Origin of the sequence: Sorangium sp. So ce119 (assembly GCF_051524405.1) — a bacterium.
GTDB lineage: Bacteria > Myxococcota_A > Polyangia > Polyangiales > Polyangiaceae > Sorangium > Sorangium cellulosum_G.
In genome coordinates this window covers 433,595-455,956 of sequence record NZ_CP150310.1, presented here as the reverse complement: position 1 = coordinate 455,956, position 22,362 = coordinate 433,595, and the positions used below count along the sequence as shown (strand labels likewise).

16 protein-coding genes are annotated in these 22,362 nt (G+C 73.9%); 12 read left to right on the top strand and 4 right to left on the bottom strand.

Features of this window, described 5'->3' with window-relative positions:
- Window positions 1-454: 454 nt before the first annotated feature.
- Window positions 455-3,886: a DUF2126 domain-containing protein gene (locus tag WME76_RS01765; protein WP_437958492.1), complete on the bottom strand. Its 3,432-nt coding sequence runs from the start codon at window positions 3,884-3,886 to the stop codon at window positions 455-457.
- A 392-nt stretch (window positions 3,887-4,278) separates the two neighbouring features.
- Here WME76_RS01765 and WME76_RS01760 point away from each other — a divergent pair, with 392 nt between their 5' ends.
- The 8 genes from WME76_RS01760 (at window position 4,279) to WME76_RS01725 (ending at window position 13,467) form a co-directional block, all read left to right on the top strand.
- Window positions 4,279-6,186, top strand: coding sequence for a serine/threonine protein kinase (locus tag WME76_RS01760; RefSeq protein WP_437958491.1), 1,908 nt, complete (start codon window positions 4,279-4,281; stop codon window positions 6,184-6,186).
- 11 nt (window positions 6,187-6,197) lie between these two features.
- Window positions 6,198-7,256: a hypothetical protein gene (locus WME76_RS01755; RefSeq protein WP_437958490.1), complete on the top strand. Its 1,059-nt coding sequence runs from the start codon at window positions 6,198-6,200 to the stop codon at window positions 7,254-7,256.
- Between the two features lie 263 nt (window positions 7,257-7,519).
- Complete coding sequence (locus WME76_RS01750) at window positions 7,520-9,085, top strand: ATP-binding protein (RefSeq protein ID WP_437958489.1); 1,566 nt, start codon at window positions 7,520-7,522, stop codon at window positions 9,083-9,085.
- A gap of 211 nt (window positions 9,086-9,296) precedes the next feature.
- Window positions 9,297-10,043, top strand: coding sequence for a radical SAM protein (locus WME76_RS01745; protein ID WP_437958488.1), 747 nt, complete (start codon window positions 9,297-9,299; stop codon window positions 10,041-10,043).
- Window positions 10,040-11,116 carry a radical SAM protein gene (locus WME76_RS01740; RefSeq protein ID WP_437958487.1) on the top strand — a complete coding sequence of 359 codons (1,077 nt, stop codon included), beginning with the start codon at window positions 10,040-10,042 and terminating at the stop codon, window positions 11,114-11,116. Before WME76_RS01745 ends, WME76_RS01740 begins: the two co-directional genes overlap by 4 nt.
- Window positions 11,113-12,105: a class I SAM-dependent methyltransferase gene (locus WME76_RS01735; RefSeq protein WP_437958486.1), complete on the top strand. Its 993-nt coding sequence runs from the start codon at window positions 11,113-11,115 to the stop codon at window positions 12,103-12,105. Before WME76_RS01740 ends, WME76_RS01735 begins: the two co-directional genes overlap by 4 nt.
- Window positions 12,106-12,112: 7 nt before the next feature.
- Window positions 12,113-12,721 (top strand): AAA family ATPase, encoded by a 609-nt coding sequence (locus tag WME76_RS01730; RefSeq protein ID WP_437958485.1) that lies wholly within the window; start codon window positions 12,113-12,115, stop codon window positions 12,719-12,721.
- Between the two features lie 137 nt (window positions 12,722-12,858).
- Complete coding sequence (locus WME76_RS01725) at window positions 12,859-13,467, top strand: Uma2 family endonuclease (protein WP_437962065.1); 609 nt, start codon at window positions 12,859-12,861, stop codon at window positions 13,465-13,467.
- Between the two features lie 255 nt (window positions 13,468-13,722).
- Here the strand turns inward: WME76_RS01725 and dnaX are convergent, their stop codons facing one another.
- Entirely contained in the window at window positions 13,723-16,104 is a 2,382-nt protein-coding gene (gene dnaX, locus WME76_RS01720) for a DNA polymerase III subunit gamma/tau (protein ID WP_437958484.1), read from the bottom strand.
- A 323-nt stretch (window positions 16,105-16,427) separates the two neighbouring features.
- Between dnaX and WME76_RS01715 the strand changes: the two genes are divergently transcribed.
- From WME76_RS01715 to WME76_RS01700, 4 genes are all read left to right on the top strand, one after another.
- Window positions 16,428-16,751 (top strand): YbaB/EbfC family nucleoid-associated protein, encoded by a 324-nt coding sequence (locus WME76_RS01715; RefSeq protein WP_061606776.1) that lies wholly within the window; start codon window positions 16,428-16,430, stop codon window positions 16,749-16,751.
- The gene (recR, locus tag WME76_RS01710; RefSeq protein ID WP_433932868.1) at window positions 16,748-17,464 is read left to right on the top strand and encodes a recombination mediator RecR; all 717 of its coding nucleotides are present in this window, start codon (window positions 16,748-16,750) and stop codon (window positions 17,462-17,464) included. The genes WME76_RS01715 and recR overlap by 4 nt, the downstream gene beginning before the upstream one ends.
- A gap of 93 nt (window positions 17,465-17,557) precedes the next feature.
- Complete coding sequence (locus WME76_RS01705; RefSeq protein WP_433932867.1) at window positions 17,558-17,944, top strand: RidA family protein; 387 nt, start codon at window positions 17,558-17,560, stop codon at window positions 17,942-17,944.
- Window positions 17,945-17,998: 54 nt separating this feature from the next.
- Window positions 17,999-20,248: a hypothetical protein gene (locus tag WME76_RS01700; RefSeq protein WP_437958483.1), complete on the top strand. Its 2,250-nt coding sequence runs from the start codon at window positions 17,999-18,001 to the stop codon at window positions 20,246-20,248.
- Between the two features lie 155 nt (window positions 20,249-20,403).
- Here WME76_RS01700 and WME76_RS01695 read toward each other — a convergent pair whose 3' ends face one another.
- Both WME76_RS01695 and WME76_RS01690 read right to left on the bottom strand, forming a co-directional pair.
- Entirely contained in the window at window positions 20,404-21,243 is an 840-nt protein-coding gene (locus tag WME76_RS01695) for a hypothetical protein (protein ID WP_437958482.1), read from the bottom strand.
- A gap of 140 nt (window positions 21,244-21,383) precedes the next feature.
- Window positions 21,384-22,361 (bottom strand): aminotransferase class IV, encoded by a 978-nt coding sequence (locus tag WME76_RS01690; RefSeq protein WP_437958481.1) that lies wholly within the window; start codon window positions 22,359-22,361, stop codon window positions 21,384-21,386.
- Window position 22,362: the final 1 nt, after the last annotated feature.

The following is a 22,362-nucleotide window of genomic DNA, read 5'->3' as shown; positions in this document are numbered from 1 at the left end:
ATCTTACGCATCATGGGGTTGTCCTCCTTCGTGGTGTTCTGTCCGCATGCGATGCAGGGGACACGAGCACTCAAGCAGGGGACGTACCAATCGCGCGCTGAAGCGACTCGCCTGTTGTCGAGCAAACCCCGGAGACGCGCGGCGCCGGGGCAAAGCGAGCTCGACGCCGCGAAAATCGAGCTCGGCGCGGGTCGGCGCGCCGACGTGGCCGGCCGACGAGCGACGTCGGGCTGAAGGCAAATCGCCACACGGGCTCGGGACATGGCTGGGCCCGGACGCGCGGCGGCCCTGATTTCGCGGCTGCCGGCAGAGAGGCGGCCTCTTCGAAGACCGGGCGCCAAACTGCCACAGCCGCCTCGACCGTGAGCGCCCGACATCGCTCCAGGCGCGCTCCCGATCTCCCACCGTCGGTCTGGGAGGGGCGGCGGCCGCGCCGGACCGCCGCCCCGCCCGATCAGGCCTCGTCCTCGGCCTTCTTCGACTTCGGCGGGGGGCGGTCCGCGGCGTAGCGGCGCAGATCCAGCGTGTACGGCGCGTCCTCGTGGGGGTACGCGGGCTTGCCGGTGACCGGCCAGGGCGTCTGGCCCTCGAGCGTGAACCGCTGGGCGCGCCGCGCCGCCGCCTCGAAGCGCGTGAGCGGCGCCGCGTCGAAGGCGCGACCCTCGGGGTGCCACACGTGATAGGCGCACGCGCCGATCGAGCGCTTGCCCCACGTGTCCAGGATGTCGAGGTGGATCGGGTGGTGGATCCCGAGGTGCGCGTGCAGGCTGTGCGGCGGCGCCCAGGCGCGGAACCGCACGCCGCCCACGTACTCGGCCGCCGTCCCGGTCGGGCGGAGCGGCAGGACGTGGCCGTTCACGAGCACCCGGTGGCGCTCCGGCGTCAGCCCCTGCACGCGCACCTCGATGCGCTCCATCGACGAGTCCACGTAACGCGACGTGCCCGTCGTCGTCAGCTCCTCGCCGAGCACGTTCCACGGCTCGATCGCGTTGCGCACCTCCAGCACCACGTCGCCCGCGTGCAGCGTGCCCACCACCGGGCAGCGCAGCTCGATGAACGGGCGGTACGCGTCCGCCGGCAGGGCGAGGCCGCGCTGCTTCAGGTGATCCAGCACGTCCTCGAAGTCGCGCCACAGGTAGTACGGCAGGAGGAAGCGGTCGTGCAGCGCCTGGCCCCAGCGCACGAGCTTGCCCGAGTAAGGCTCGGCGGCGAACGCGGCGAGGAGCGTGCGGATCAGCAGCGTCTGCGCGACCGCCATCCGGAAATGCGGCGGCATCTCGAAGGCGCGCAGCTCGATGAGCCCCTGGCGGCCGTGCGCGGTCTGCGGATCGAACAGCTTGTCGATGCTCACCTCGGCGCGGTGCGTGTTGCCCGTCATGTCGACGAGCAGGTGGCGGAACAGCATGTCCGCGAGCCACGGCGGCTCGCCCTCGCGCCGCTCGAAGGCGCGCGAGAGCGCGATCTCCAGCTCGTAGAGGTTCTCGTGGCGCGCCTCGTCCACGCGCGGCGCCTGCGACGTCGGGCCGACGAACAGGCCGGCGAACATGTACGAGAGCGACGGGTGGTGCTGGTTGAAGGTCAAGAGGCTCGCCAGGAGATCCGGCCGGCGCAGGAAGGGGCTCGAGAGCGGCGTCGGGCCGCCGAACGTGAGGTGGTGGCCGCCCCCGCTCCCCGCCATGCGCCCGTCGACCAGGTACTTCTCGCAGTGCAGGCCGCTGTGGAGCGACGCGTCGAACACCGTCTCCAGCAGCGACGCGTACGCGCGCACCCCGTCGGTCGGCGGCAGGTTCACCTCGAGCACGCCCGGGTCCGGCGTCACCGAGAAGCGGAGCAGCTCCGCGCCGGACGGCGGCGGATACCCCTCGAGCAGCACGTCGATGCCCGTCTCCTGCCGGGTCGCGTCGATCGCGGCGATGAGCTCGAAGAAGTCCGCCGGCGAGAGGAGCGGCGGCAAGAAGACGTGGACGATGCCGTCGCGCGTCTCGACGCAGAGCGCCGTGCGCACGCCGTAGCCCGACCGCCCCGCCGCCGGCGCGGCGCGCTGGGCCGCGGCCGCGTGCTCTTCCGGCGCGGCGCGCCGGCGCGCGGCGAGCGCGCGCGCCGCCTCGGGGTGCTCGGCGTCGCCGTCGCCGGCCAGCGCCTCGACGCGGCGCTGCTTCTGTTCTTCTCCGGCCTCCTCGTCGTCGAGCTCGCCGCGCCGCGGGTCCGGCGGCGACACGAGCTCCTCGAGCGGCGGGGGCGGCGCCGCGGCGATGAGCGAGCGGAGCGGCAGGCGCAGGCCGAGGGCGCTGTCGCCGGGCAGCAGGAAGAGGTGCCCGCGCCGGAAGCCCCAGCGCTCGCTGATCCACGACCCCCACTGGCGCGTGAGGGGCAGGACGAAGCCGACCTCGGAGCCGAGCCCCCGGTCGAGCACCCGCGCGAGGCGCCGCCGCTCCTCCGGGTCGTCGAGGTTCGCCTTGAGCGGGTCGACGTCGACGGGCAGGCTCGCCTCGTCCTGGAGGTGGCGCCAGGGGTCCTCGTAGGCCGGCAGCAGGAACTCGGAGAGCCCGAGGCGCGCCGCGAGCGCCTGGGCGAACTGCCGCGACTGGATGAGGCCGCGCCCGCGCGACGAGCTCCGCGCCGAGATCGCGGGATCCGCGTGGCGCGCCTGGGACATCTCGGTCCAGAGGGCGACGCCGTCGCGGCGGCCGATGATCTCGAGCGCCCAGCGGGGCAGGCTCTCGCCGGGGTAGTGCTTGCCGGCGCGCAGCAGCAGGACGCCGCCCGGCGTGATCCGGCGCCGGAGCTCGTGCGCGAGCCTGAGGCCCTGCGACCACTTGGTCGGGCCGAGCGCGCCCTCGCGCCACTCCGGGGCGTCCGGGTACTCGCGCGAGTTGAAGGTCGGCTCGCCGCCCATGGTCAGCGTGAGGCCCGCGGCGGCGAGCCGCTCGTCCGCGCGGTCGGCGACGGACAGGAGCTCCTGCCACACGGGCTCCTCGTAGGGCGTCGTGGGCCGCGGCTCGTGGCCGAGCCGCCCGACCTTCATCTCGAAGGACACGTCGCTCGCGCGCACGTCGCTCGTGCCCTCGACCGGCGCCGCGAGCGCGGGCGACGCGGTGCAGGCGAGCGGGATGTGGCCCTCGCCGCAGAGCAGGCCGCTGGTCGCGTCGAGGCCGATCCAGCCGGCGCCGGGCAGGAAGACCTCGGCCCACGCGTGCAGGTCGACGACGTCGCGGCTCACGCCGCGCGGCTGGTCCGGGATCATCCCCTCGTCGGTGAGCTGCACGAGGTAGCCGCTGACGAAGCGCGCGGCGAGCCCGCGCGACCTGAGCGCCGCGATGAGCAGCACGGCCGAGTCGCGGCAGCTCCCGCGCCCGTGGCCGAGCGTCTCCTCGGGCGTCCAGATGCCGGCCTCCTCGCGGATGACGTACTTGATGCGCCGGTTGACCGCGGCGTTGAGGGCGACGAGGAGCGAGACGGTGTCGCCGTCCCTGGGCAGCCCGGCGAGGAACTCGTCGAGCAGCGGGCCGCGGGAGATCGTGGGATCGGCGCTGTCGAGGAAGGGGGCCAGGTCCTGCTTGAGCTCGACCGGGTAGGCGAACGGGACCTTCTCGGCGCGCTCGTCGAGGTAGAAGTCGAACGGGTTGACGGGGCGCACGCTGACCGCGAGCTCGACGAGGATGTCGAGGTGCGGGACGCGCTCCCCTGCGGGCAAGAGCACCCGGGCGACGTGGTTGCCGTACGGGTCCTGCTGCCAGCGGGCATCGATGGCGGGGTCGATCTTCAGGCTGTACGACTCGATCTTCGCCTTCGCGTGCGTCGCGGGCCGCAGGCGGATGAGGTGCGGGCCGAGCGAGGCGGGGGTTGGATAGCTGTAGCGGGTCCGGTGCTGGATGAGCAGGCGCACGGTGGTTGTCTCCGGGAGTGGCCCTATCCAACCAGAAGTGACCGCGTTCGTCTCGCTCTGCGCGAGGCGGCGCGCGATCGTTTCCGCGACGATTCAGCCAGGGAACGGCGGTGTGGCGGCGCGTGTCACCTCTCGTCGCTCGAGCTCGCCATCGGGTTGCTCGCGCGGAGAACACCCTCTCCGTGGGCCTACCGCGGTGACGAGGCGGGGGATGAAGGGGGGCGATGCGGGCGAGCGCGGCGAGATCGTGCGACGGCGTCGCTGCACCTTTCGCCCTGTTCTGCTCGGCGTGGGACGCCGGGGCCGCCGCGCCGGCGCCGCGCGCTTGCCGTCCGAGGGCGAAGCGGTGATCATCGGCCGCTGTGTCGGATTCCGAGACGAAACGGCCCTCGATGGCCCCGGTCGAGCCGGGGACCGTGCTCGCCGGCAAGTACCGCGTGGAGCGGATCATCGGCCAGGGCGGGATGGGGGTGGTCGTCGAGGCGCGGCACGTCGTGCTCGACGAGCGGGTCGCGCTGAAGTTCCTGCTCCCCGAGTTCACCCGGCACCCGGAGGGGTCGGCCCGCTTCCTGCGCGAGGCGAAGGCCGGCATGCGGATCAGGAGCGAGCATGTCGCCCGTGTTTCGGACGTCGGCACGCTCGAGAGCGGCGCCCCGTACATGGTCATGGAGCTCCTCGACGGGAGCGACCTCGCGCGCCTGCTCCGGGACCACGGCGTGCTCGGCATGGAAGACGCTGTCGACTACGTCGTCCAGGGCAGCGAGGCGATCGCCGAGGCCCACGGGCTCGGCATCGTGCACCGCGATCTCAAGCCGGCGAACCTGTTCCTGACGACGCGCGCGGACGGCTCGCCGCTCGTGAAGGTGCTCGACTTCGGCATCTCCAAGATGGCGACCAACGCGGTCGACATCCTGACGGGCACGGACGCGGCGCTCGGGTCGGCGCTGTACATGTCCCCGGAACAAATGCGGCAGACGCGCTCGGTCGATCACCGCACCGACATCTACGCGCTCGGCGTCTCGCTCTACGAGCTGCTCGCCGGCCGGCAGCCGTACTACGCCGAGACGCTGCCGCAGCTCTGCGCCGAGGTGCTGACGGGCAGGCCGACGCCGCTCCGGGACATCCGCCACGACGTGCCCGCCGCGCTCGCGGCCGTGCTCGAGAAGGCCTACGCCCGCGAGCGCGAGCACCGGCACGCGTCGGTCGCCGAGCTCGTCGTGGCGCTCGCCCCGTTCGCGCCCGCGCGCACGTACCCGACCATCGACCGGATCGCGCGCATGGGCGGCCTGTCGCTGCGCGCCGCCGCCCTCGGCGGGCACCGCGCGTCGCAGCCCTCGTTCTCCGCCGCGGACGCGCGGGGCTCGGCGCCCGCGATCCGCGAGCCGTCGTGGCCGGGGATCTCGTCGTCCCCGCCGGCCGGGCACGCCGACGCCGCGCCGCTGCCGCGCCCGGCGACGCCGTACCCGCACCCGCAGCCGCCGTTCTCGCAGCAGGCGCCGGCGGTCGCCCACGCGGCGACGCCGTACCCGCACCCGCAGTCGCCGTTCTCGCAGCAGGCGCCCGCAGGGGCCGCCCACGCGGGGGCGCCGTACGCGCCGTCGCCGTTCTCGCAGCCGCCTTCGAGCGCCGGCGGCGCGCCGGGGCCCTACGGCGCGGAGGGCGGCAGGCCGAGCCCGGTGCCGCCGGAAGGCCTGCCGGCGCCCACGCCGCAGCAGCAGATCGTGCCCGGCCCGTACAACGCGCCGATGAGCTCCCGCGCCGCCGCGACCTTCGCCTCGTCGACCACGCTCGGGATCTCGTCGGACGGGCGCCGGATCCCGGGCTTGCAGGCCTCCCCTGCCGCGGTGGTCGCGATCGCGCTCCTCTCGGCGACGCTCCTCCTCGGGGCGATCGCCGTCGGCGTCTTCATGATCCGCGGGAGCGGCCAGGACGACGCGAGGACCACGCCGGCCACGCAGGCGGAGACCGCGAGCGCGGCGCCGCCCGCCGCGCCAGCGCCGACGGCCGAGACGCCCGGGCCGAGCGCGGGGGCGGCGACGCCGGGCGAGCCGACGGTCAGGCCGACGGGCGCGGCGAACGACGGCGCGACGACCGACGCTGCGACGACCGGCGCTGCGGCCGCGAGCGCCTCGACGGCCGCGAGCACCTCGACGACCGCGAGCCCCTCGGCGGCGGCGCCTGCCTCTGCGCCGGTGAGGGCTGCGCCTCCCGCGGGCCGCAACAGGCCGGGCGCCCGTCCCGCCCCGCCTCCGGCGACCCAGCGACCTCCTCAAGGCATCGACCTGAACGACCCGCACTGAGCTCACCGCCCATGATCCCCACCAGATTGCACGCTCCCCGCGCGCTCCGTCGCGCCCGCCTCGCCCTCGCCTCCGTCGTCCTCGCCTCGGCCGCCCTGCTCGCGCCCGCGGGCGCCGCTGCGCAGGCCGCGGGCGATCCGACCCTGGCCCAGACGCTGTTCGAGGAGGGGCGCCGCCTGATGGAGGCGAAGTCGTACGCCGAGGCGTGCCCCAAGCTGGCGGAGAGCCAGCGCCTGCGGCCCGGCACGGGCACGCTGCTCAACCTGGCGCTGTGCAACGAGGCGCTCGGCAGGACGGCGACGGCGTGGGGGCAGTTCAAGGAGGCGCTCTTCGCCTCGAAGAAGGAGGGCAACGCGGCGCGCGAGGCGTTCGCGCAGGAGCACATCAGCGCCCTGGAGCCGCGGCTCTCGAGGATCCAGCTCAACGCGGAGGGCACGCCCGGCCTGCTGATCCGCGTCGACGGCCACGACATCCCCGCGGCGGCGCTCGGCACGCCGATCCCGATCGATCCGGGCGCGCACGAGGTCGAGGCGACCGCGCAGGGCTACTCGGTCTGGTCGACGACCGTGCAGGTCGGCGACAGCGCCGACCTGAAGACGATCGCCATCCCGAAGCTCCAGCCGGCGCCCCCTGAGAAGGTCGCCGCGCCGCAGGGCCCCGCGCCGGGCGGCACGTCCGGCGGGACCGGCGGCGAGGGCCTGCGCACCGCGGGCTTCGTGATCGGGGGCGCCGGCGCGGCGGTGCTCGGCGTCGGCGCCGTGTTCGGGATCCTCGCCGCGGGCCAGGCGAGCGACGCGGAGAAGGACCAGGCGCTCTGCCCGAACAAGCAGTGCACGCCGCTGGGCCGCAAGGAGATCGACGCGGCGGAGACCAAGGCGCTCGTGTCCACGATCGGCATCGGCGTGGGCGTGGCGGCGCTCGGCGCGGGCGCGATCCTGGTGCTGACGTCGGGCCCGTCGAGGGCGGAGGACGCCCGCGCCGCCGGGGCGCGACACGGCCGGGTGCAGGCGCGCGTCGTGCCGCTCATCGGCCCTGACGGCGGCGGCGTCGGGGTGCTCGGCAGGTTCTGATTCCTCGGGTCAGAAATCCCGCCAGGGCGCTGCCTCGCGAACAGAGCGGGAGATTTCAACGCAAAGGCGCAAAGATGCAAAGACGCAAAGATACAGATTCATTATTCTGCTCTTTTTTGCGCCTTCGCGACTTTGCGCCTTTGCGTTGAAATCTCACCTCGCGCAGCGCGAGAGCGCCGCTCGATAGAAGACGGTCACTTACGCGTCAATCAGGGGGTGTCCTCACGTGACATCCGCGCCGGCGCGCGCTCGCTTATGTCTCGATGGATGACGACGGTCCGTTCGTGGAGACGTCTATCACGGCCAGGCTCAGGAGCCGCAAGGGCGATGTCATGGATCGCTGGGCGCGCCGGGTGCTCGAGGATCCAAGGGCGCCGAGGGCGCAGCGGCCCGCGGGGCCCTTGCTCGCCCGCGAGGTCCCGGAGCTCTTCGATGATCTCGTCGAGGTGCTCTCGGCGAGCCGGCGCGCCGAGCAGCGCGGCGGCGAGGACGCGGAGCTCCGCTGCGCCCACGCGCGGGTCGAGGAGCACGCGCGCCGCTGCGCCGCGCAGGGGCGCTGCATCGCGGCGGCGCTGCGGGAGCTGTCGCACCTCCGGGCGGCGCTGATCGAGGTCTGCGTCGAACAGGGCATCTCGCTCGGGGCGAGCGAGGCGAAGGTGCTCCACGCGGTCGTGGACGCGAGCATGTGGACGAGCGCCCTCGAGATCGAGGCGGCGACGCGCGCCGCGCTCGAGGACAGCGGCGCGCTGCTGCGGCTCGCCACGCGCGCCGGCGGCGTGGGCGTGTGGGACTACGACACCGTGACCGGCAAGCTGCGCTGGGACGAGCGCTCCCGGGAGGTGGCCGGGCTCGATCCGGCGTCGGAGGTCCGGTACGACGTGTTCCTCGCGGCGGTCCACCCCGACGACCGCGAGCGCGTAGAGGAGGCCGTGCGGCGCTCGCAGACCCCGGAGAGCGGCGGCGAGTACAACATCGAGTACCGCCTCGTGGGGCTCTGCAACGGGGTGGAGCGCTGGGTCGCCGTGCAGGGGCGCACGTTCTTCGACGCCGCGGGGCGCAGCGTCCGGATGATCGGCACGGTGATCGACGTCACCGAGCGCAAGCGGGCGGAGGCGGCGCGGCGCGAGGAGCTCGTCCGTCGCGGCCGGTTCATGGCGGCGTTCAGCCATTACCTGCGCACGCCGCTGACCTCGATCACGCTGGCGAGCCGCATGCTGACCCACCACGGCAACCTGACGCCGCGCCAGGCGAGGAACGCCGAGCGGATCGCGGCGAGCGCGCGCCGCATGGCGCGGACGATCGACGACCTGCTCGATCTGACGCGGAGCCGCTGCGGCGCGAACGGCATCCCGATCGCGCCGAGGCCGGAGGACCTCCATGCCCTCTGCAAGAGCGCGATCGACGAGCTCAGGGCGGCGCACCCGGGCGTGCCGATCCGGCTCGATCTGGAGGGGAGCGGCGCCGGGCGATGGGACGCCGAGCGCGTCGCGCAGATGGTGACGAACCTCGCGCAGAACGCGGTCGATCACGCCGACCCGGGGAGCGCCGTCGGGGTGACCGTGCGCCCGCGCGGGAGCGATCTTCTGATCGAGGTGCACAACGACGGGCCGGCGATCGCGCCCGAGCTGCTGGAGACGCTGTTCGACCCGTTCCACGAGGCGCCCGCGGGAGGGAGGACGAGCACGGGGCGCGGGCTGGGGCTCGGGCTGTTCATCGCGCAGCAGATCGCGAGGGCGCACGGCGGGGAGATCGCGGTGGAGAGCACGGCGGCGCGGGGGACGACGTTCACGGCGAGGCTGCCGCGGACGGGGGAGGCGGCGGGGAGCTGAGGGTCGCGAGGGCGCGAGACACGCCCTGCTCGCGCGTGCGAGGTGGGTCGAACGCGCCGGGCCCATTTCGAAAACCAACAATCAATAATTAATACAAATATTTGCGCGAGACACGGCGCGCGCGCCGGCCGCCCGGCGCCGTGATCCGCGCCCCTCGGATCTCCTTCATCCCCTCCCCCCCCGGCCGTATCCTCCTCGCTGGAGGCGCTCCATGCCGACCGCGACGAGACCCCAGAACGCCACGCTCACGGGCACGCTCCCCCTCGACCGCCCCACGGCGGAGCGGCCGCACCGGCTCTACGTGGCCACCTCGAACCACTGCAACCGCGCGTGCCCGTGGTGCTGCACCTGCTCGTCGCCTCGCGGGCAGACCTTCCTCGCGCTCGACCGCTACCGCGCGAGCTTCCCGGCCGAGGGCCCGTTCGAGGTGCAGCTCGAGGGCGGCGAGCCCACGATCCACCCGCACTTCGACGAGATGGTGCGGCTCGCCCGCGCCGAGCCCCGGTGCGCGCGCGTCGTCGTGGTGACCAACGGCGTCGAGCTCCCGCGCGACCCGGCCGGGCTCGACGCCTGGCTGGAGAAGCTCGGCGAGCCCACCACGATCAAGCTCTCGGTCAACCACCACCTCCTCGAGCACGACAGCGGCCTGCTCGAGCTCGCGCGCGCCCTGCGCGAGCGGCTCGCGGCGCTCGGCGGCGACCGCCAGCTCGTCCTCAACGTCCGGCTGCGCAAGAGCGAGCCGGACGGCGACGCGTGGGTCGCGCAGGCGGTGCGCGACGCGGGGCTCATCGAGCTCGCCAACGTCTTCCACCTGCAGCGCTACGGCTTCGCGCAGAAGCACGAGGACTGGGAAGAGCCCTTCCTCGTCGGCACCCACTTCACGATGCTCAACCCGGACGGCCGCGCCTTCGGCCCCGACCTCGTGGCGCGCTCCGACGCCATGCGGAGGCTGCCGTGAGCGCGCGCCCGTTCCGCGACGAATGGCGCCGGATGAAGAGCCGCGCCTTCGACCTGACCGGCAACAGCACCGCCGGCGACACGGTGCGCTTCGACCTGTGGGGCCGGCCGGTCGAGGTCTACCGCAACGCGAACTTCTCCATCTACAGCCGGCAACCCTGCAATGCGAGATGCCACTTCTGCGTCGAGGAGCTCAGGCCCGCGTCGCGTGGGCGGAGCCTCGCCGTGCAGAAGAGCGTCGAGGACGACGACGGGCGCTATTTCGACGCGATGGCCGAGTCGCTGGAAGCGCTCCGCCCGCTGGATCCGACGGTATCGATCACCGGCGGCGAGCCGAGCCACGATCCGCGGTTGCCCCGCATCCTCGCGCTCGGGCAGGCCCGCCGCGGCCGCAAGCGGACGCTCACCACGAACGGCTCGGGGCTGCTCCAGGAGCGCGAGGGGAAGCGGGTGATCGACTGGATCGTCGAGACAGGCGTCCAGCACCTCAACATCAGCCGCGCCCACCCCGACCACGACCGGAACGCCAGGCTCATGGTGATGAAAGACGGCCTGAGCGTCGACGAGCTCCGCCGCGTCGTGGCGGCGGCAGCGGCCGGCGGCACCCGGGTGCGCCTCTCCTGCGTGCTCCTGGAGGGGCAGATCGACACCGTGGAGCACATCGTGGCCTATCTGCGGTTCGCGCGGTCGCTCGGCGTGGACAACGTGATCTTCCGGCAACTGATGAAGACCGACCCTACCGCCGTGGTCGAGAACCACGTGGTCAAATACAGCGATCGCGCCCGCGTCCAGCTCGAGCCGCTCCTCGACGCGCTGAGCGCCGACGCGCGGTTCTCGTTCGAGCGGCAGATCGTCGGCTATTACTACTATGTCGAGGTGTTCCGCTTCGAGGACATCGATGTGGTCTTCGAGGAGGCCGATCTCGCCCAGCTCGAGGAGACGAAGCGCTCCGGCCCGGGCATCGTCCACGAGCTCATCTTCCACCCGAATGCCAGGCTCGCCTCCACCTGGCAACCCTGGGACGGGATCCTGGGCCCGCCGCCGGCGGCGCGCGCCGCGCTCGACGTCTCATGACACCGCCCGTCATCCCCCTGCCCTACATCGGCCGGAACCTGCTCTTCCTCGAGGAGGTGCTGGACGAGCTCGAGGCGCGCGGCATCACGGGCCCTCTCCTGTTCCGCGCGAGCGAGGCGGACAAGCTGGCTCGCCTCCTCGAGCACGGCACCGACCGCGCCGGATACCCCGGAGAGCGGCCGTGGACCGACGGCCCGGATCAGGGGCGCCCGATCCGGCACGAGGACGTGATCTTCGCGACGACCGCCGACGAGATCCGGAGGGGAGAGCGAGATCCGGAGCGGTCCACGTCGCTCAAGAAGTTCGCCGTCATCGAGCGGCCGCTGTTCGTCGCGCACGACGCCCGCTGCTTCGTGAAGCTGTGCGACCGTCAGTACGAAGTCCGCGATCCAGCGCGGAAGCCGGCGGCGCTCCTCGCGCTGTTCCCTGTGACCCGGCTCGACCCGATCCAGGGCTGGTTCTCCGAGGAAGCCGGCCTCGCGTACCGGGCGCTCGTGCGCTCGCTCCGGGGCGGCGCGATGGTCGAGGTGGGCTCCTGGAAGGGGCTCTCCACGGCGTACGTCGGGCGGCTCGCGGCGAGGAACGGCGTCGCGCTCCATTGCGTCGACGCCTGGGGGGGCTCCAGCGACGAGTACGCCGCTCGGTATCGCGCCATGCTGGCCGCGGAGGACGTGCCCGGCGTGTTCCGGGCGAACCTGGAGGCGCTCGGGATCCGGCCGAGCGTCCACCGGCTCGCCTCCACGGACGCGGCGGCGCGCTTCGCCGACGCGAGCCTGGATCTCGTTTTCCTCGACGGATCGCACGACCGGGCGGCGGTGATCGCGGACATCGAGGCGTGGTGGCCCAAGCTGAAGCCGGGCGGGGTCCTGGCCGGACACGACCACAACGAGAAGCACGCGGGTGTCATGGAGGCTGTCGCGCGCTTCACGGCGCTCGCTGGAAGCGCCGTCGAGGTCGGCGGGGGCTCGGTGTGGTGGACCCGGCGGTGAGCTGGAGATGAGCAAGCATCTCTTCGTGGCGACGGGCGCGTATGCGTGCGGCAAGACCACGACGCTCCGTCACCTCGCGTCCACGCGGGGCCACCGCGTGCACGGCGAGGCGCACCGGCGCGTGCTCGACGAGCTCGGGGCGCGCACCCACGGGCATCCGCCGGACGAGCCGTTCCGCCCGATCGACGCGCCGGAGCACGTCTGTCCCCTGTGCCGCAAGCGGGAGTTCGCCGCCCGGGTGCTGGAGACCCAGAGGGCGATCGAGGCGGAGGCGCGCAGCGGGGACTGGCTGGAGCGCGGGTACCTCGATCCGGTCGAGTACTACCTGCGCACGAGCGGAGAGGTGGAGTATCCCTGGCCACCCGGCGAGCCCGCGTTCGAGCGCTATGCGCTGGTGTTCCTGTTCGCCGTGATGCCGGAGATCCAGGCCCCGCGCTGGGGCAGGAGCCGAGAAGAGCGCGCCGCCGAGGCGGAGCGGATCAACCAGCGGCTCGGCGCGATGTACCGCGCGGCCGGCTTCGAGGTGGTCGACGTGGGCCCGGGGCCCGTGGAAGAACGGGCGGCGTTCCTGGCGAGCCGCGCGCTGAGCAGCGGTACGGCGGCGCAGCGCGCTTGAGGTGCCCGGGGCAGTGGCCGGCGGCTGGCGCTTCGCGGCGTCGCGCTCGGTCGGATCGCGGGCGTCCTCGGCAAGGCCCTCCACGGCATGTGCCGGCGGCAGCGCTCGGGACGAGCGTGCTATCTTCCGGGGTAGCCATGGTAGCCGCTGTACATGTGCCTCTTCCGACGTCGCCCGCGCCTGCGGGCGAGCAGCGCTTCGTGCTCCAGGGCGTCCCCTGGGACACGTACGTCAGGCTGCGGGATGAGCTGGACACCCCCGGCCTGCGGATGACCTTCTGCGAGGGAACGCTGGAGCTGATGAGTCCGTCCATCGAGCATGAAATCGACAAGAAGAGCATCGCTCGCCTGATCGAGTTCTTCGCGCTGGAGCGGGATGTGCCGCTCTACGGCTACGGCTCGACCACGTTCCGTCGAGAAGCCAAGGCGCGCGGCCTCGAGCCCGACGAGTGCTATTGCATCGGCGGCACGCTCAAGGAGTTCCCCGATATCGCGATCGAGGTGGTGCTGACGAGCGGTGGGCTCGACAAGCTGCCCGTCTACAGCGGGCTCGGCGTCCGCGAAGTCTGGTTCTGGGAGCGCGACGCCTTCCACATCCATGCGTTGCGCGGCGAGGAGTACGAGGCCATCGCGGCCAGCGAGCTCATTCCTGATCTGGATCTCGTCGCGCTCGCGCGATTCGTGCGCTGGCCGGACCAGCACGAGGCGGTCAAGGCGTTCCGCTCCTGGCTGCGGAACGGAAGCTGACTCTGTAGCTCTCCCGGCGGCGGCGTTGCTTCACGTCGGAGGATCACCGCGCCTCCGGCGTGCATCCTCCAGGGCACCGGACCTCACGAACACATCGAAGAAAAGAGAATTGAACCACAGAGGCACAGAGGCCACAGAGGATGAGAAGAAATCAATCTCTCTTCTCTCCCCTCTGTGCTCTCTGTGCCTCTGTGGTTGATTCTCTCTTCTTCCAGACCGTCGCGCAGTGGCACGTCGCGCGGCAGCACACGGCGCTCACCCCTCCGCGAAGTCCGGAGCGAGCCGCACGTCCTTGAGCTCCGCGCCGAGCAGCTCGATCGCGGCCGCGACGAGCGGGTGGTCGGCCACGGCGCGCCGGGCGGCCTCGACGCGCGCCTTGCGCTCGGCGGTCTCGACCTGCGCGAGCGACGGGCCGGCGCTGCCGCGGGTGATCGTCTCGAAGACGAGCTCGGCGGGGCCGCCGAAATGGGCTTGCAGGACGCGGGCGAGCAGGTCGCGGGCCGGGGGCTCGGTGGCCTGGCCGGAGAGGAACGAGTTCGCCTCGTAGCCGAGGACGACGCGGGTCGGCTTCAGCTCCAGCAGGGCCGCGTGCTCGAGCACGGAGGCGAGCGCCGGCCGCTGCCCCCGGACCGCGGTGATCACCGCGCGCCAGGTGGCGAGGTCGTCGGCGCTCATCGACGGCGGCGGCGCGCTCGCCGGCGGCGGCGCGCTCGTCCTTGACACGGGGCTCGGCGCCGCGGGGGCTGCCGGAGGAGCGCTCTGCGGGACGGAGTAGAGCGCGCCGCGCGGCGAAGGAGGCGGCGCGCTGTCGGGGCGGAACGCCGGCGCGGCCGCGCCGTTCGCGTACGGCGCCTTCGCGAGGGCCGGCGCGGCGCCGCCCGCGAACGCCGGCGCGGCGCTGCCAGCGAAGGTCGCCGCCGCGCCGCTCACGCCCGGCGCGCCGTTCACGAGGGAGACGACGTTCGCCGCTGCGCCGTTCGCCGCCACGCCGCCGCTCGCCCTCGCCACCCCGCTCGTGGCCGGCGCGCTGAACGCAGCCGGCGCGCTGAACGCGGCCGGCGCGCTGAACGCAGCCGGCGCGCTGAACGCAGCCGCGCCGTTCGCCCTCGCCGCCCCGTTCGCCGCGGTCACGCCGCTCGCCGGGGCTGCCGCCAGGCCGTGCGCTGCCGCGGGGCCGTACGCCGCCGCGCCGTTCGTCCTCGCCGCCCCGTTCGCGCCCGCCGCCCCGTTCGCGCCCGCCGCCCCGCTCGCGAACGCGACGCCGTTCGCCGCCGCGCCGTTCGCCCTCGGCACGCCGCTGGCCGCCGCGCCGTACGCAGGCGCCGCGCCCGCGCCGCGCGCATCCGCCCGCGCGTCCTCCGGCGCAGCCTCGGCCGGCGCCGCGCCGCGCCTCGGCGCAGCCGCTCCGCCGGGCGGCGCGCCGGGCCGCTGCGGACCGCGCTCCGGCGCTCCGCCACCGCCGCCGCCACCACCGCCGCCGCCGTTCAGCCGCCGCTCCAGGTCGCCGAGGCGGCGCAGCAGCTCGTCGATCGGCAGCAGCGGCGGCCGCCTCGCGAGCCGCACCAGCGCCATCTCCAGCGAGGCGCGCGGCTGGCCGCTCCGGACGATGTCGTCGAACGCCCGCGAGAAGCCCTGGTGCAGCCGCGTGAGGTCGTCCGCGTCCGCCCGCGCCGCGAGCGCGCGCGCGTCGGCGACCTCCTCGTCGGCGAGATCGAGCAGCGGCGCCGGATCGTCGCAGACCTTGGCCACCACGAGGTCGCGCAGGTGCGCGAGGAAGTCGCGGGCCACGTGCGGCAGGTCGTACCCCTGCTGCGCGAGCTCGCCGACGATGCGCACGCACGCCGCAGGATCGCCGTCCACGAGCGCCTCCGCGAGCCGGTGCAGCACCACGCGGTCGGCCACGCCGAGCACCTTCGCCACGCCCTCGGCCGTGATGCGATCGCCGCTCGTGCCCACCCACGCGATCACCTGGTCGAGCAGGCTCATCGCGTCGCGCATGCTCCCCGCGGCCTCGCGCGCGAGCGCGCTGAGCGCCGGGTCGTCGGCGGGGATCTTCTCCTGCTCGAGCACCCAGCGGAGCCGCGCCGCGATCGCCTGCGCGCCGATGAGCTTGAAGTCGTAGCGCTGACACCGGCTCAGGATCGTGACCGGGACCTTGTGCACCTCCGTCGTCGCGAAGATGAACTTCACGTGCGGCGGCGGCTCCTCCAGCGTCTTCAGGAACGCGTTCCACGCCGCGTTCGAGAGCATGTGGACCTCGTCCACGATGAAGATCTTGAACCGATCGCGCGCCGGCCGGTACGGCAGGCTCTCCTGGAGCTTGCGCACCTCGTCGACGCCGTTGTAGCTCGCGCCGTCGATCTCCTGGACGTCGACGTCCGCGCCGACCGTGATCTCCGAGCACTGAGCGCACGTCTGGCACGGCTTCGCCGTGGGGCCGTGGACGCAGTTCAGCGCCTTCGCGAGGATGCGGGCGCTCGTCGTCTTGCCGACCCCGCGGACCCCCGTGAAGAGGAAGGCGTGCGCGACGCGATCGCGCGCGATGGCGTTGGCGATCGTCGTGGAGACGTGCTCCTGGCCGACGAGATCCTCGAAGGACTGCGGGCGCCATTTCCGCGCGAGGACGACGTAGCTCATACGCTGCTCGACTAGCACCTTCTCGCGGGCGCGTCGCCGCGGCTGTGGCCGGCACGGAGGTCGCCCCGCATTCCGGAGAGTTTGCCAGAGTTGCCGCGCCGAACGCACCCCGCTCCGTCACGTCCAGGCGCGGATACCGCGCAGCAGGGGGAGTGCCTGGAGAGCCGGAACGGTCCGGCCCCTGGAACCCCCTCCGCTCCCCGGAGCGCGGCGGCGCCGCGCCCATCCGCGCACCGCGTCGGAGGCCCGCGCTGGCCCCTTCCCCTTCCTCCCCTTCCCGGTTGCGGCCCGGCGCCGTTCACGGCATAGACCGCCGTCTGACCATGCAATTTCGCGGCGGAATGAATGAGCTGGTTCGCCAGGCGGCGCGCATGCAGCGCAAGATCGACCAGGTGAAGGGCGAGCTGAAGGACCGCGAGGTGAGCGCGACCGCCGCCGGCGACAAGGTCTCGGTCGTGGTCTCCTGCGAGGGCAAGCTGCGCCGGATCGACGTCGACCCCGCGTTCCTCGCGAGCGAGGGCCTGGAGATGGCGCTCGACGCGATCGTCGCGGCGACGAACTCGGCGCTCGACACGGCCGACAAGCTCGTCGAGAGCGAGATCGCCAAGGTGACCGGCGGCGTCAAGCTCCCCGGCATGCACACTTGATCGCGTTGCGTCCCCCGGCGTCGCCCCCCGGCTCCTCGAAGGTCCCGAACGGCGGCCGCGCCGCGCCCGCGCCCGGCTTCCGCGGCGCGCCCGGCGGCATGCCCGCCCGGCTGTCGCGCGTCGCCCAGCTCCTCGCGCGCCTGCCCGGGGTCGGCGAGAAGACGGCCCAGCGCTTCGCCCTCTTCCTCGTGACCGCCGGCGAGGACACCGCGCGCGACCTGGGCGGCGAGCTCGTCGAGCTCTGCGACCACATCCGGCCGTGCGCCCGCTGCGGCAACATCGCCGAGATCGGCGAGGACGGCCAGCCGCTCTGCGCCGTGTGCCTCGACACGCGGCGCGACGGCGCGCTCCTCTGCGTCGTCGCGCGCGTGCAGGACCTGCTCGCGATCGAGCGGAGCGGGGCCATGCGCGGGCGCTACTTCGTGCTCGGCCGGCTCCTCTCGCCGCTCGAGGGGGTCGGCGCCGAGGAGCTGCCGCTCGAGGCGCTCCGGGCGCGCGTGCGCGACCCCGAGCAGCCGGTGCGCGAGGTGCTGGTCGCCACGCCGCCGTCGGTCGACGGAGAGGCGACCGCGCTGCTCATCGCGCGCGAGCTCGGCGCCATGGGGATCCAGGTCACGCGCATCGCCAGCGGCGTGCCGCACGGGGGAGATCTGGAGTTCGCCGACCAGGTGACGCTGGGGCGAGCCATCGAAGGCCGGAAGAGCTTCGGCTAGAGGGAACCGCGCCGACCGGCCCCCGGCGCGCCGTGCGGGCCGGGCGGGCGGGCCTTCCGCCTCGCCGGAGCGCTCCACGATTCAGAGGTCGACATGTCCAAAACCGCAATCACATCCGATCGGGCCCCGCGCGCCATCGGCCCCTACTCGCAGGCCGTCAGGGCCGGCGATCTCGTGTTCTGCAGCGGCCAGATCCCGATCGATCCCGCGACGGGCGAGCTCGTCGCCGGCGGGATCGAGGCGCAGACCGCCCAGGTGATCAAGAACCTCACCGAGGTGCTGTCCGCGGCCGGCGCGAGCTGGAACGACGTGGTGAAGACAACGATCTTCCTCACGGACCTCGCGGATTTCGCCGTCGTCAACCAGGTGTACGGGGCGGCCGTCGGCGGCGTGCTGCCCGCACGGGCGACGGTGCAGGTGGCGGCGCTGCCCAAGGGCTCCGCCGTCGAGATCGAAGCTGTTGCCCATCTTTCGCGATAATCGGGGAGCCGCGGCCGCGGTCCCCATCTCCAAAATGTCCCCGGGAGCCTCGACATGAGCACAAAGAACGAGAGCGAGAGCACGGAGCGGACCGCCAGCGCAGTTCCCGAAGCTGCGCGCGAGGGCGCCCCCGATGCAGAGAGCGCAGACAAGCCGCGCGCGCGGAGGGTCGTCCGCTCGGCGAGCACGGCCGTCGCGAGCAAGGCCGACGAGCCGTCGGAGGGCGCCTCGGCGCAGCCCGCGGGCGAGGCGCCGCGTCCCCCCTCGGCCAAGGCCGCGGCAAAGGAGCCGCAGGGCTCGCTGCTGGACGTGATCGCGCCCCGCAAGCGGCCCGCGCTCGCCGACGCGCCGGCGCCGACCACGAGCGAGGATGCCGCGCCGCCGCCCACCGTCGCGCCGCGCGTGGTGCGCGACTACCGCGCGCCCAGGCCCGAGCGGCCCGCCGCCGCGTCCGGCGGCCCGAGGCCCGACCGCGGGCCCAGGCCCGATCGCGGCCCGCGGCCCGATCGCGGCCCCAGGCCCGACCGCGGGCCCAGGCCCGACCGCGGGCCCAGGCTGGAGCGTGGACCCAGGGCAGAGCAGGGACCTGGGGCGGCGCAGGGAGCCGGCGGGGAGCAGGGCCCGAGGCCCGACCGCGGGCCCAGACCCGACCGTGGACCCAGGCCTGACCGCGGCCCGAGGCCCGATCGCGGCCCCAGGCCCGACCGCGGCCTCTCGGCGCGGCCTGTCGGGGAGGGCGGGCGCCCGCAGGGCGCTCGGGCCGGGGCGCAGGGCCCCGGGGGCGCCGAGGGACGAGGGCCCGCGCCGAAGCAGCAGAGCCAGCGGATGGTGACCGTGACCGGCCAGGGCGCGACCGCGACGGTGGTGACGGCCAAGGAGTCCCGGCCGCAGCAGCCGCAGGGCCCGGCCAGGCCGGCGCACCTCCTGCTCTCGCTGCCGGCGGCGAAGGCGAAGCAGGTCGCGGCCTCGGACAAGCCGGCGCTCACGGCGCGCGAGGCGCTCAGCGCGCGCACCGCGAAGGCCAAGCAGTCCGCGGCGGCCGCGAAGAGCAAGGCCGAGGGCGGCGCGCGCCAGGACGGCGGCGCGGGGGCGGCGAAGGTCGACTTCGACGCCGAGGTGCTCGCGGCGGGCTGGGATCGGGCGCTCGAGGCGCTGCGGGCCGCGGGCGACGCCGCGCCGGCGCTCGTCGACGCGTGGCTCGGCGCCTCGAACGCCGAGGCGATCGCGGCGGCCGCCGAGGCGGAGGACGCGTCCGGCGCGGCGCGCAAGGCGGCGCGGCGCGCGCTCAACGTGCTGAAGTCGCGCGGGGCGGCGATCCCGACGCGCCCGCGCGTGGCGCGGCTCGCGGACGACCGCGCCGAGGTGGTCGAGGCGACGCTGATCCCGCCCGACTCGAGCGGGACCGAGGCGATCGCGATCACGAGCCGTGACACGAGCGGCCGCTACCGGATCGCGGAGGTGATCGTGCGCGAGTCGGTCGGCGTGCTCCACGCCGGCGCGGGGTGGCTCAGCGGCTCGCAGCTCAAGGAGGGCCGCGCGCGCGCGTACGACAACCTCGGCACGGCGCCCGTGCCCGTCTCGCTGGAGTGGGCGCGCCACCGGATCGCGCTCGCCAAGCGGCAGAACGCGGCGTCGGGGCAGGTCGTGCCGCTCGGGCTGGAGGGGTGCCGCGATCTCATCGAGCCCGCGCCGGAGGCCGAGCCGCGGCACCCGGTGGCCGACCTCGAGGAGGGCCTGACGGACGAGCAGGTGACGGCGCACATCGCCGGCTCCGCCGCCCTGCACGAGGAGCCGGAGTTCCGGCACTGGCTGCCCGCGCGGCCGGCGCTCGACGAGCTCCTGCAGAAGGTCGGCCAGCGGCTCGGGGCCGCCGGGGCGCGCGATCCCGAGCAGGTGAACGTGGCGCTGCGCGAGGAGCTCGAGCTCGCGACCGACAGGTTCTTCTCGCCCGAGGTGCGCGCGCAGCTCGCGTCCCGGATGCGCAGCAGCGCCGTCTCGCTTCGCGCGCGCAAGGGCGACGCGACGGCCACCGCCGCCCTCGCCGTCGCGCGCGCGGTCAAGGACGCCGGGCTGATCACCTCGCCGCCGCGCGAGATCCCGTTCCTGGCGGCGTTCTTCCAGAAGGCGCTCGGCGTGCTCGCGCAGCAGGGCGGCGGGCAGCTCCGGGTGCCGGTCCCGGCCGGCGCCGGACCGCGCCCCGGGGCAGCCCCGGCGGCGGGCGGCGCGGGCGACGAGGCCCAGGGCGCCGAGGCCGCTGGCGCCGAGGCGCAGGGCGCCGAGGCCCAGCAGCCGGCCGGCGGGTGACCGGGAGCGCCGGCCCGGGCGGCCGGTGATCCGGGGCGCTGGCTCGACGGGCCGGTGATCCGGAGCGCCGGCCCGGCCGGCGCCGGGCAGACAAAAGCAGAGAGGCGAGCCCGGGGGAAACCCGGCGCTCGCCTCTCGCTTTTGTGCTGGCGGCGCTACTTCACGAGGATCGCGATGTCACCGAGCTCGGTGAAGAGCGTGAGATGGCCGCCGTCGCCGTCGCCCATCGTGTACGACGTGCCGGCGTCGTTCGCGGCGGTCGCCCACGTCGAGGGCAGCCCCTGCTCGACGATGTCGCCAAGGAGCGTCTGCGCGGTCATCGTCCCGTCCACCCCGGCCGGCACCGAGAGCTCGAGCGCGCCGTTGCCGCTCGAGATCGAGCCGTCCGAGTCGCTCCACCCGTCGACGTCGACGAAGACGCTGCCGTTGTCGGTGGACACGTCGATCGCGCCGCGCGCGCCGACCACATCGACGCTGCCGTTGCCGCTCAGCACCGTGGTGCCGCGGGACAGGGCGCCGTCGAGATCGACGTCGACGCTGCCGTTGTCCTGCTCCACGCGGAGCACGCCGTCGAAGTCGGCGGGCAGGACGACCCGGATGTCGGCGCCGAGGTACCCCGAGGCGCCCGACGTGGTCTGGGTCGAGATGACCACGTCGCCGTCGGTGATCGCGGAGAGCCGGAGATCGTTCTCCATCTCCGCGACCGCGAGCTTGTTCTCGTCCTTCTTGCGCATCGTGAACGGCGAGAAGGTGACCACGACGTCGTCCACGTTCCCGATGCTGACCTCGACGTCGCCGTTGTCGCTCACGATGCGGACGCTCTGGCCCCGGTTCGGGATGTAGTCGACGCGCGCGCTCTCGTCGCTGCCCTCGTAGCGGACGAGGGTCTCGGCGGTGATCGAGTTCTCATCGGTGGTCACGGCGCACCCGGCCGTCGCCGCGGAGGTCGCGGCGCAGATCAGGAAGCAGGCGATTCGAAGCGGGCGATTCATCATGGATTCCTCTCGGACTGAGTGTACGGCAGGCCAGGGCCGAGCCCCATCCGGCCGCGCAGGGAGCGTGCCAGGTTGCTACTTGGACGCGCGCGCCGCGCTGGCCATCCAAGGATCCGGCGCGGTCGGGTCGGCCGCGCGGCTCAAGGTACGTCCCAGGGGAGAGGTGCCGCACCGAGGCCCACCTTCTTGCGGAAAGCGGCGTGCAGCGCGCGGGTCTGCGGGCCGGGAACGCCCGCGCCGATGGGGTGCGCGTCCACGCGGACGACCGGGACGATCTCGCGGAGGCTCGAGGTGATGAACACCTCCTCGGCGGCGAGGAGCCGGGACATGGTGACGGGCTCGCAGCACGCGGGCATACCGAGCTCGTCCGCGACCTCGATCACGTTGGCCCGGGTGATGCCGACCAGGATCCCCGCCTCCTTGGGCGGGGTGATCAGCACCGGTCCGGGGCATTCCTCGCCCTCGTGCGCCGGGGGCCGCCGCTCCACGAGGAAGACGTTGGACGTCGTCCCCTCGACGACGTGGCCTGACGGGTCGAGGATGAGCGCCTCGTGCGCCCCCGCGGCCCGCGCCTCGCGCAGGGCGAGCAGGCTCTCGAGGTAGTTCGAGACCTTCGCCCCGGGCGCCGCGTCGCCGGCCCGCTGGGTGCGGGTCGTGACGACCGCGATCCCGTCGCGGTAGAGCGCGCCCGGCAGCGGCTTCAGCGGCTCGACGAGGACGACGCGGAGGGGCGCGCCCGCGAGCGCGGGATCGAGCCCGAGCGGACCGCTGCCGCGGGTCAGCATCACGCGGACGTAGCTCTCGGCCGGCACGGCGGCCGCGGCCGCAGCGCCGGACGAGCCCGCCGCCGCGCCGGCGCTCCCGGCCGCGTGGGCGGCCCGGATCAGCGCGCGCACCTCGCGCTCGAGCTCGTCGCGCGGGATCGGCAGGGCGATCGCGATCCGCTCGGCCGAGCGCTCGAGGCGGGCGAGGTGCTCCTCCAGGGCGAACGGCTCGCCGCCGTAGGTGCGGATGGTCTCGAAGACGCTATCGCCGTAGAGGAAGCCGCGGTCGTAGACAGAGACCCTGGCTTCCTCCGGCGGGAAGACGACACCGTCGATGCTGACAAGCCGCGTCACA

Bases quoted from the DNA above. Each gene is read 5' to 3' on its own strand.
- WME76_RS01760 (WP_437958491.1), top strand. From the start codon at position 4,279: ATGGCCCCGGTCGAGCCGGGGACCGTGCTCGCCGGCAAGTACCGCGTG.
- WME76_RS01755 (WP_437958490.1), top strand. From the start codon at position 6,198: ATGATCCCCACCAGATTGCACGCTCCCCGCGCGCTCCGTCGCGCCCGC.
- WME76_RS01750 (WP_437958489.1), top strand. From the start codon at position 7,520: ATGGATGACGACGGTCCGTTCGTGGAGACGTCTATCACGGCCAGGCTC.
- WME76_RS01745 (WP_437958488.1), top strand. From the start codon at position 9,297: ATGCCGACCGCGACGAGACCCCAGAACGCCACGCTCACGGGCACGCTC.
- WME76_RS01735 (WP_437958486.1), top strand. From the start codon at position 11,113: ATGACACCGCCCGTCATCCCCCTGCCCTACATCGGCCGGAACCTGCTC.
- WME76_RS01730 (WP_437958485.1), top strand. From the start codon at position 12,113: ATGAGCAAGCATCTCTTCGTGGCGACGGGCGCGTATGCGTGCGGCAAG.
- WME76_RS01725 (WP_437962065.1), top strand. From the start codon at position 12,859: ATGGTAGCCGCTGTACATGTGCCTCTTCCGACGTCGCCCGCGCCTGCG.
- dnaX (WP_437958484.1), bottom strand. From the start codon at position 16,104: ATGAGCTACGTCGTCCTCGCGCGGAAATGGCGCCCGCAGTCCTTCGAG.
- WME76_RS01715 (WP_061606776.1), top strand. From the start codon at position 16,428: ATGCAATTTCGCGGCGGAATGAATGAGCTGGTTCGCCAGGCGGCGCGC.
- WME76_RS01705 (WP_433932867.1), top strand. From the start codon at position 17,558: ATGTCCAAAACCGCAATCACATCCGATCGGGCCCCGCGCGCCATCGGC.
- WME76_RS01700 (WP_437958483.1), top strand. From the start codon at position 17,999: ATGAGCACAAAGAACGAGAGCGAGAGCACGGAGCGGACCGCCAGCGCA.
- WME76_RS01695 (WP_437958482.1), bottom strand. From the start codon at position 21,243: ATGATGAATCGCCCGCTTCGAATCGCCTGCTTCCTGATCTGCGCCGCG.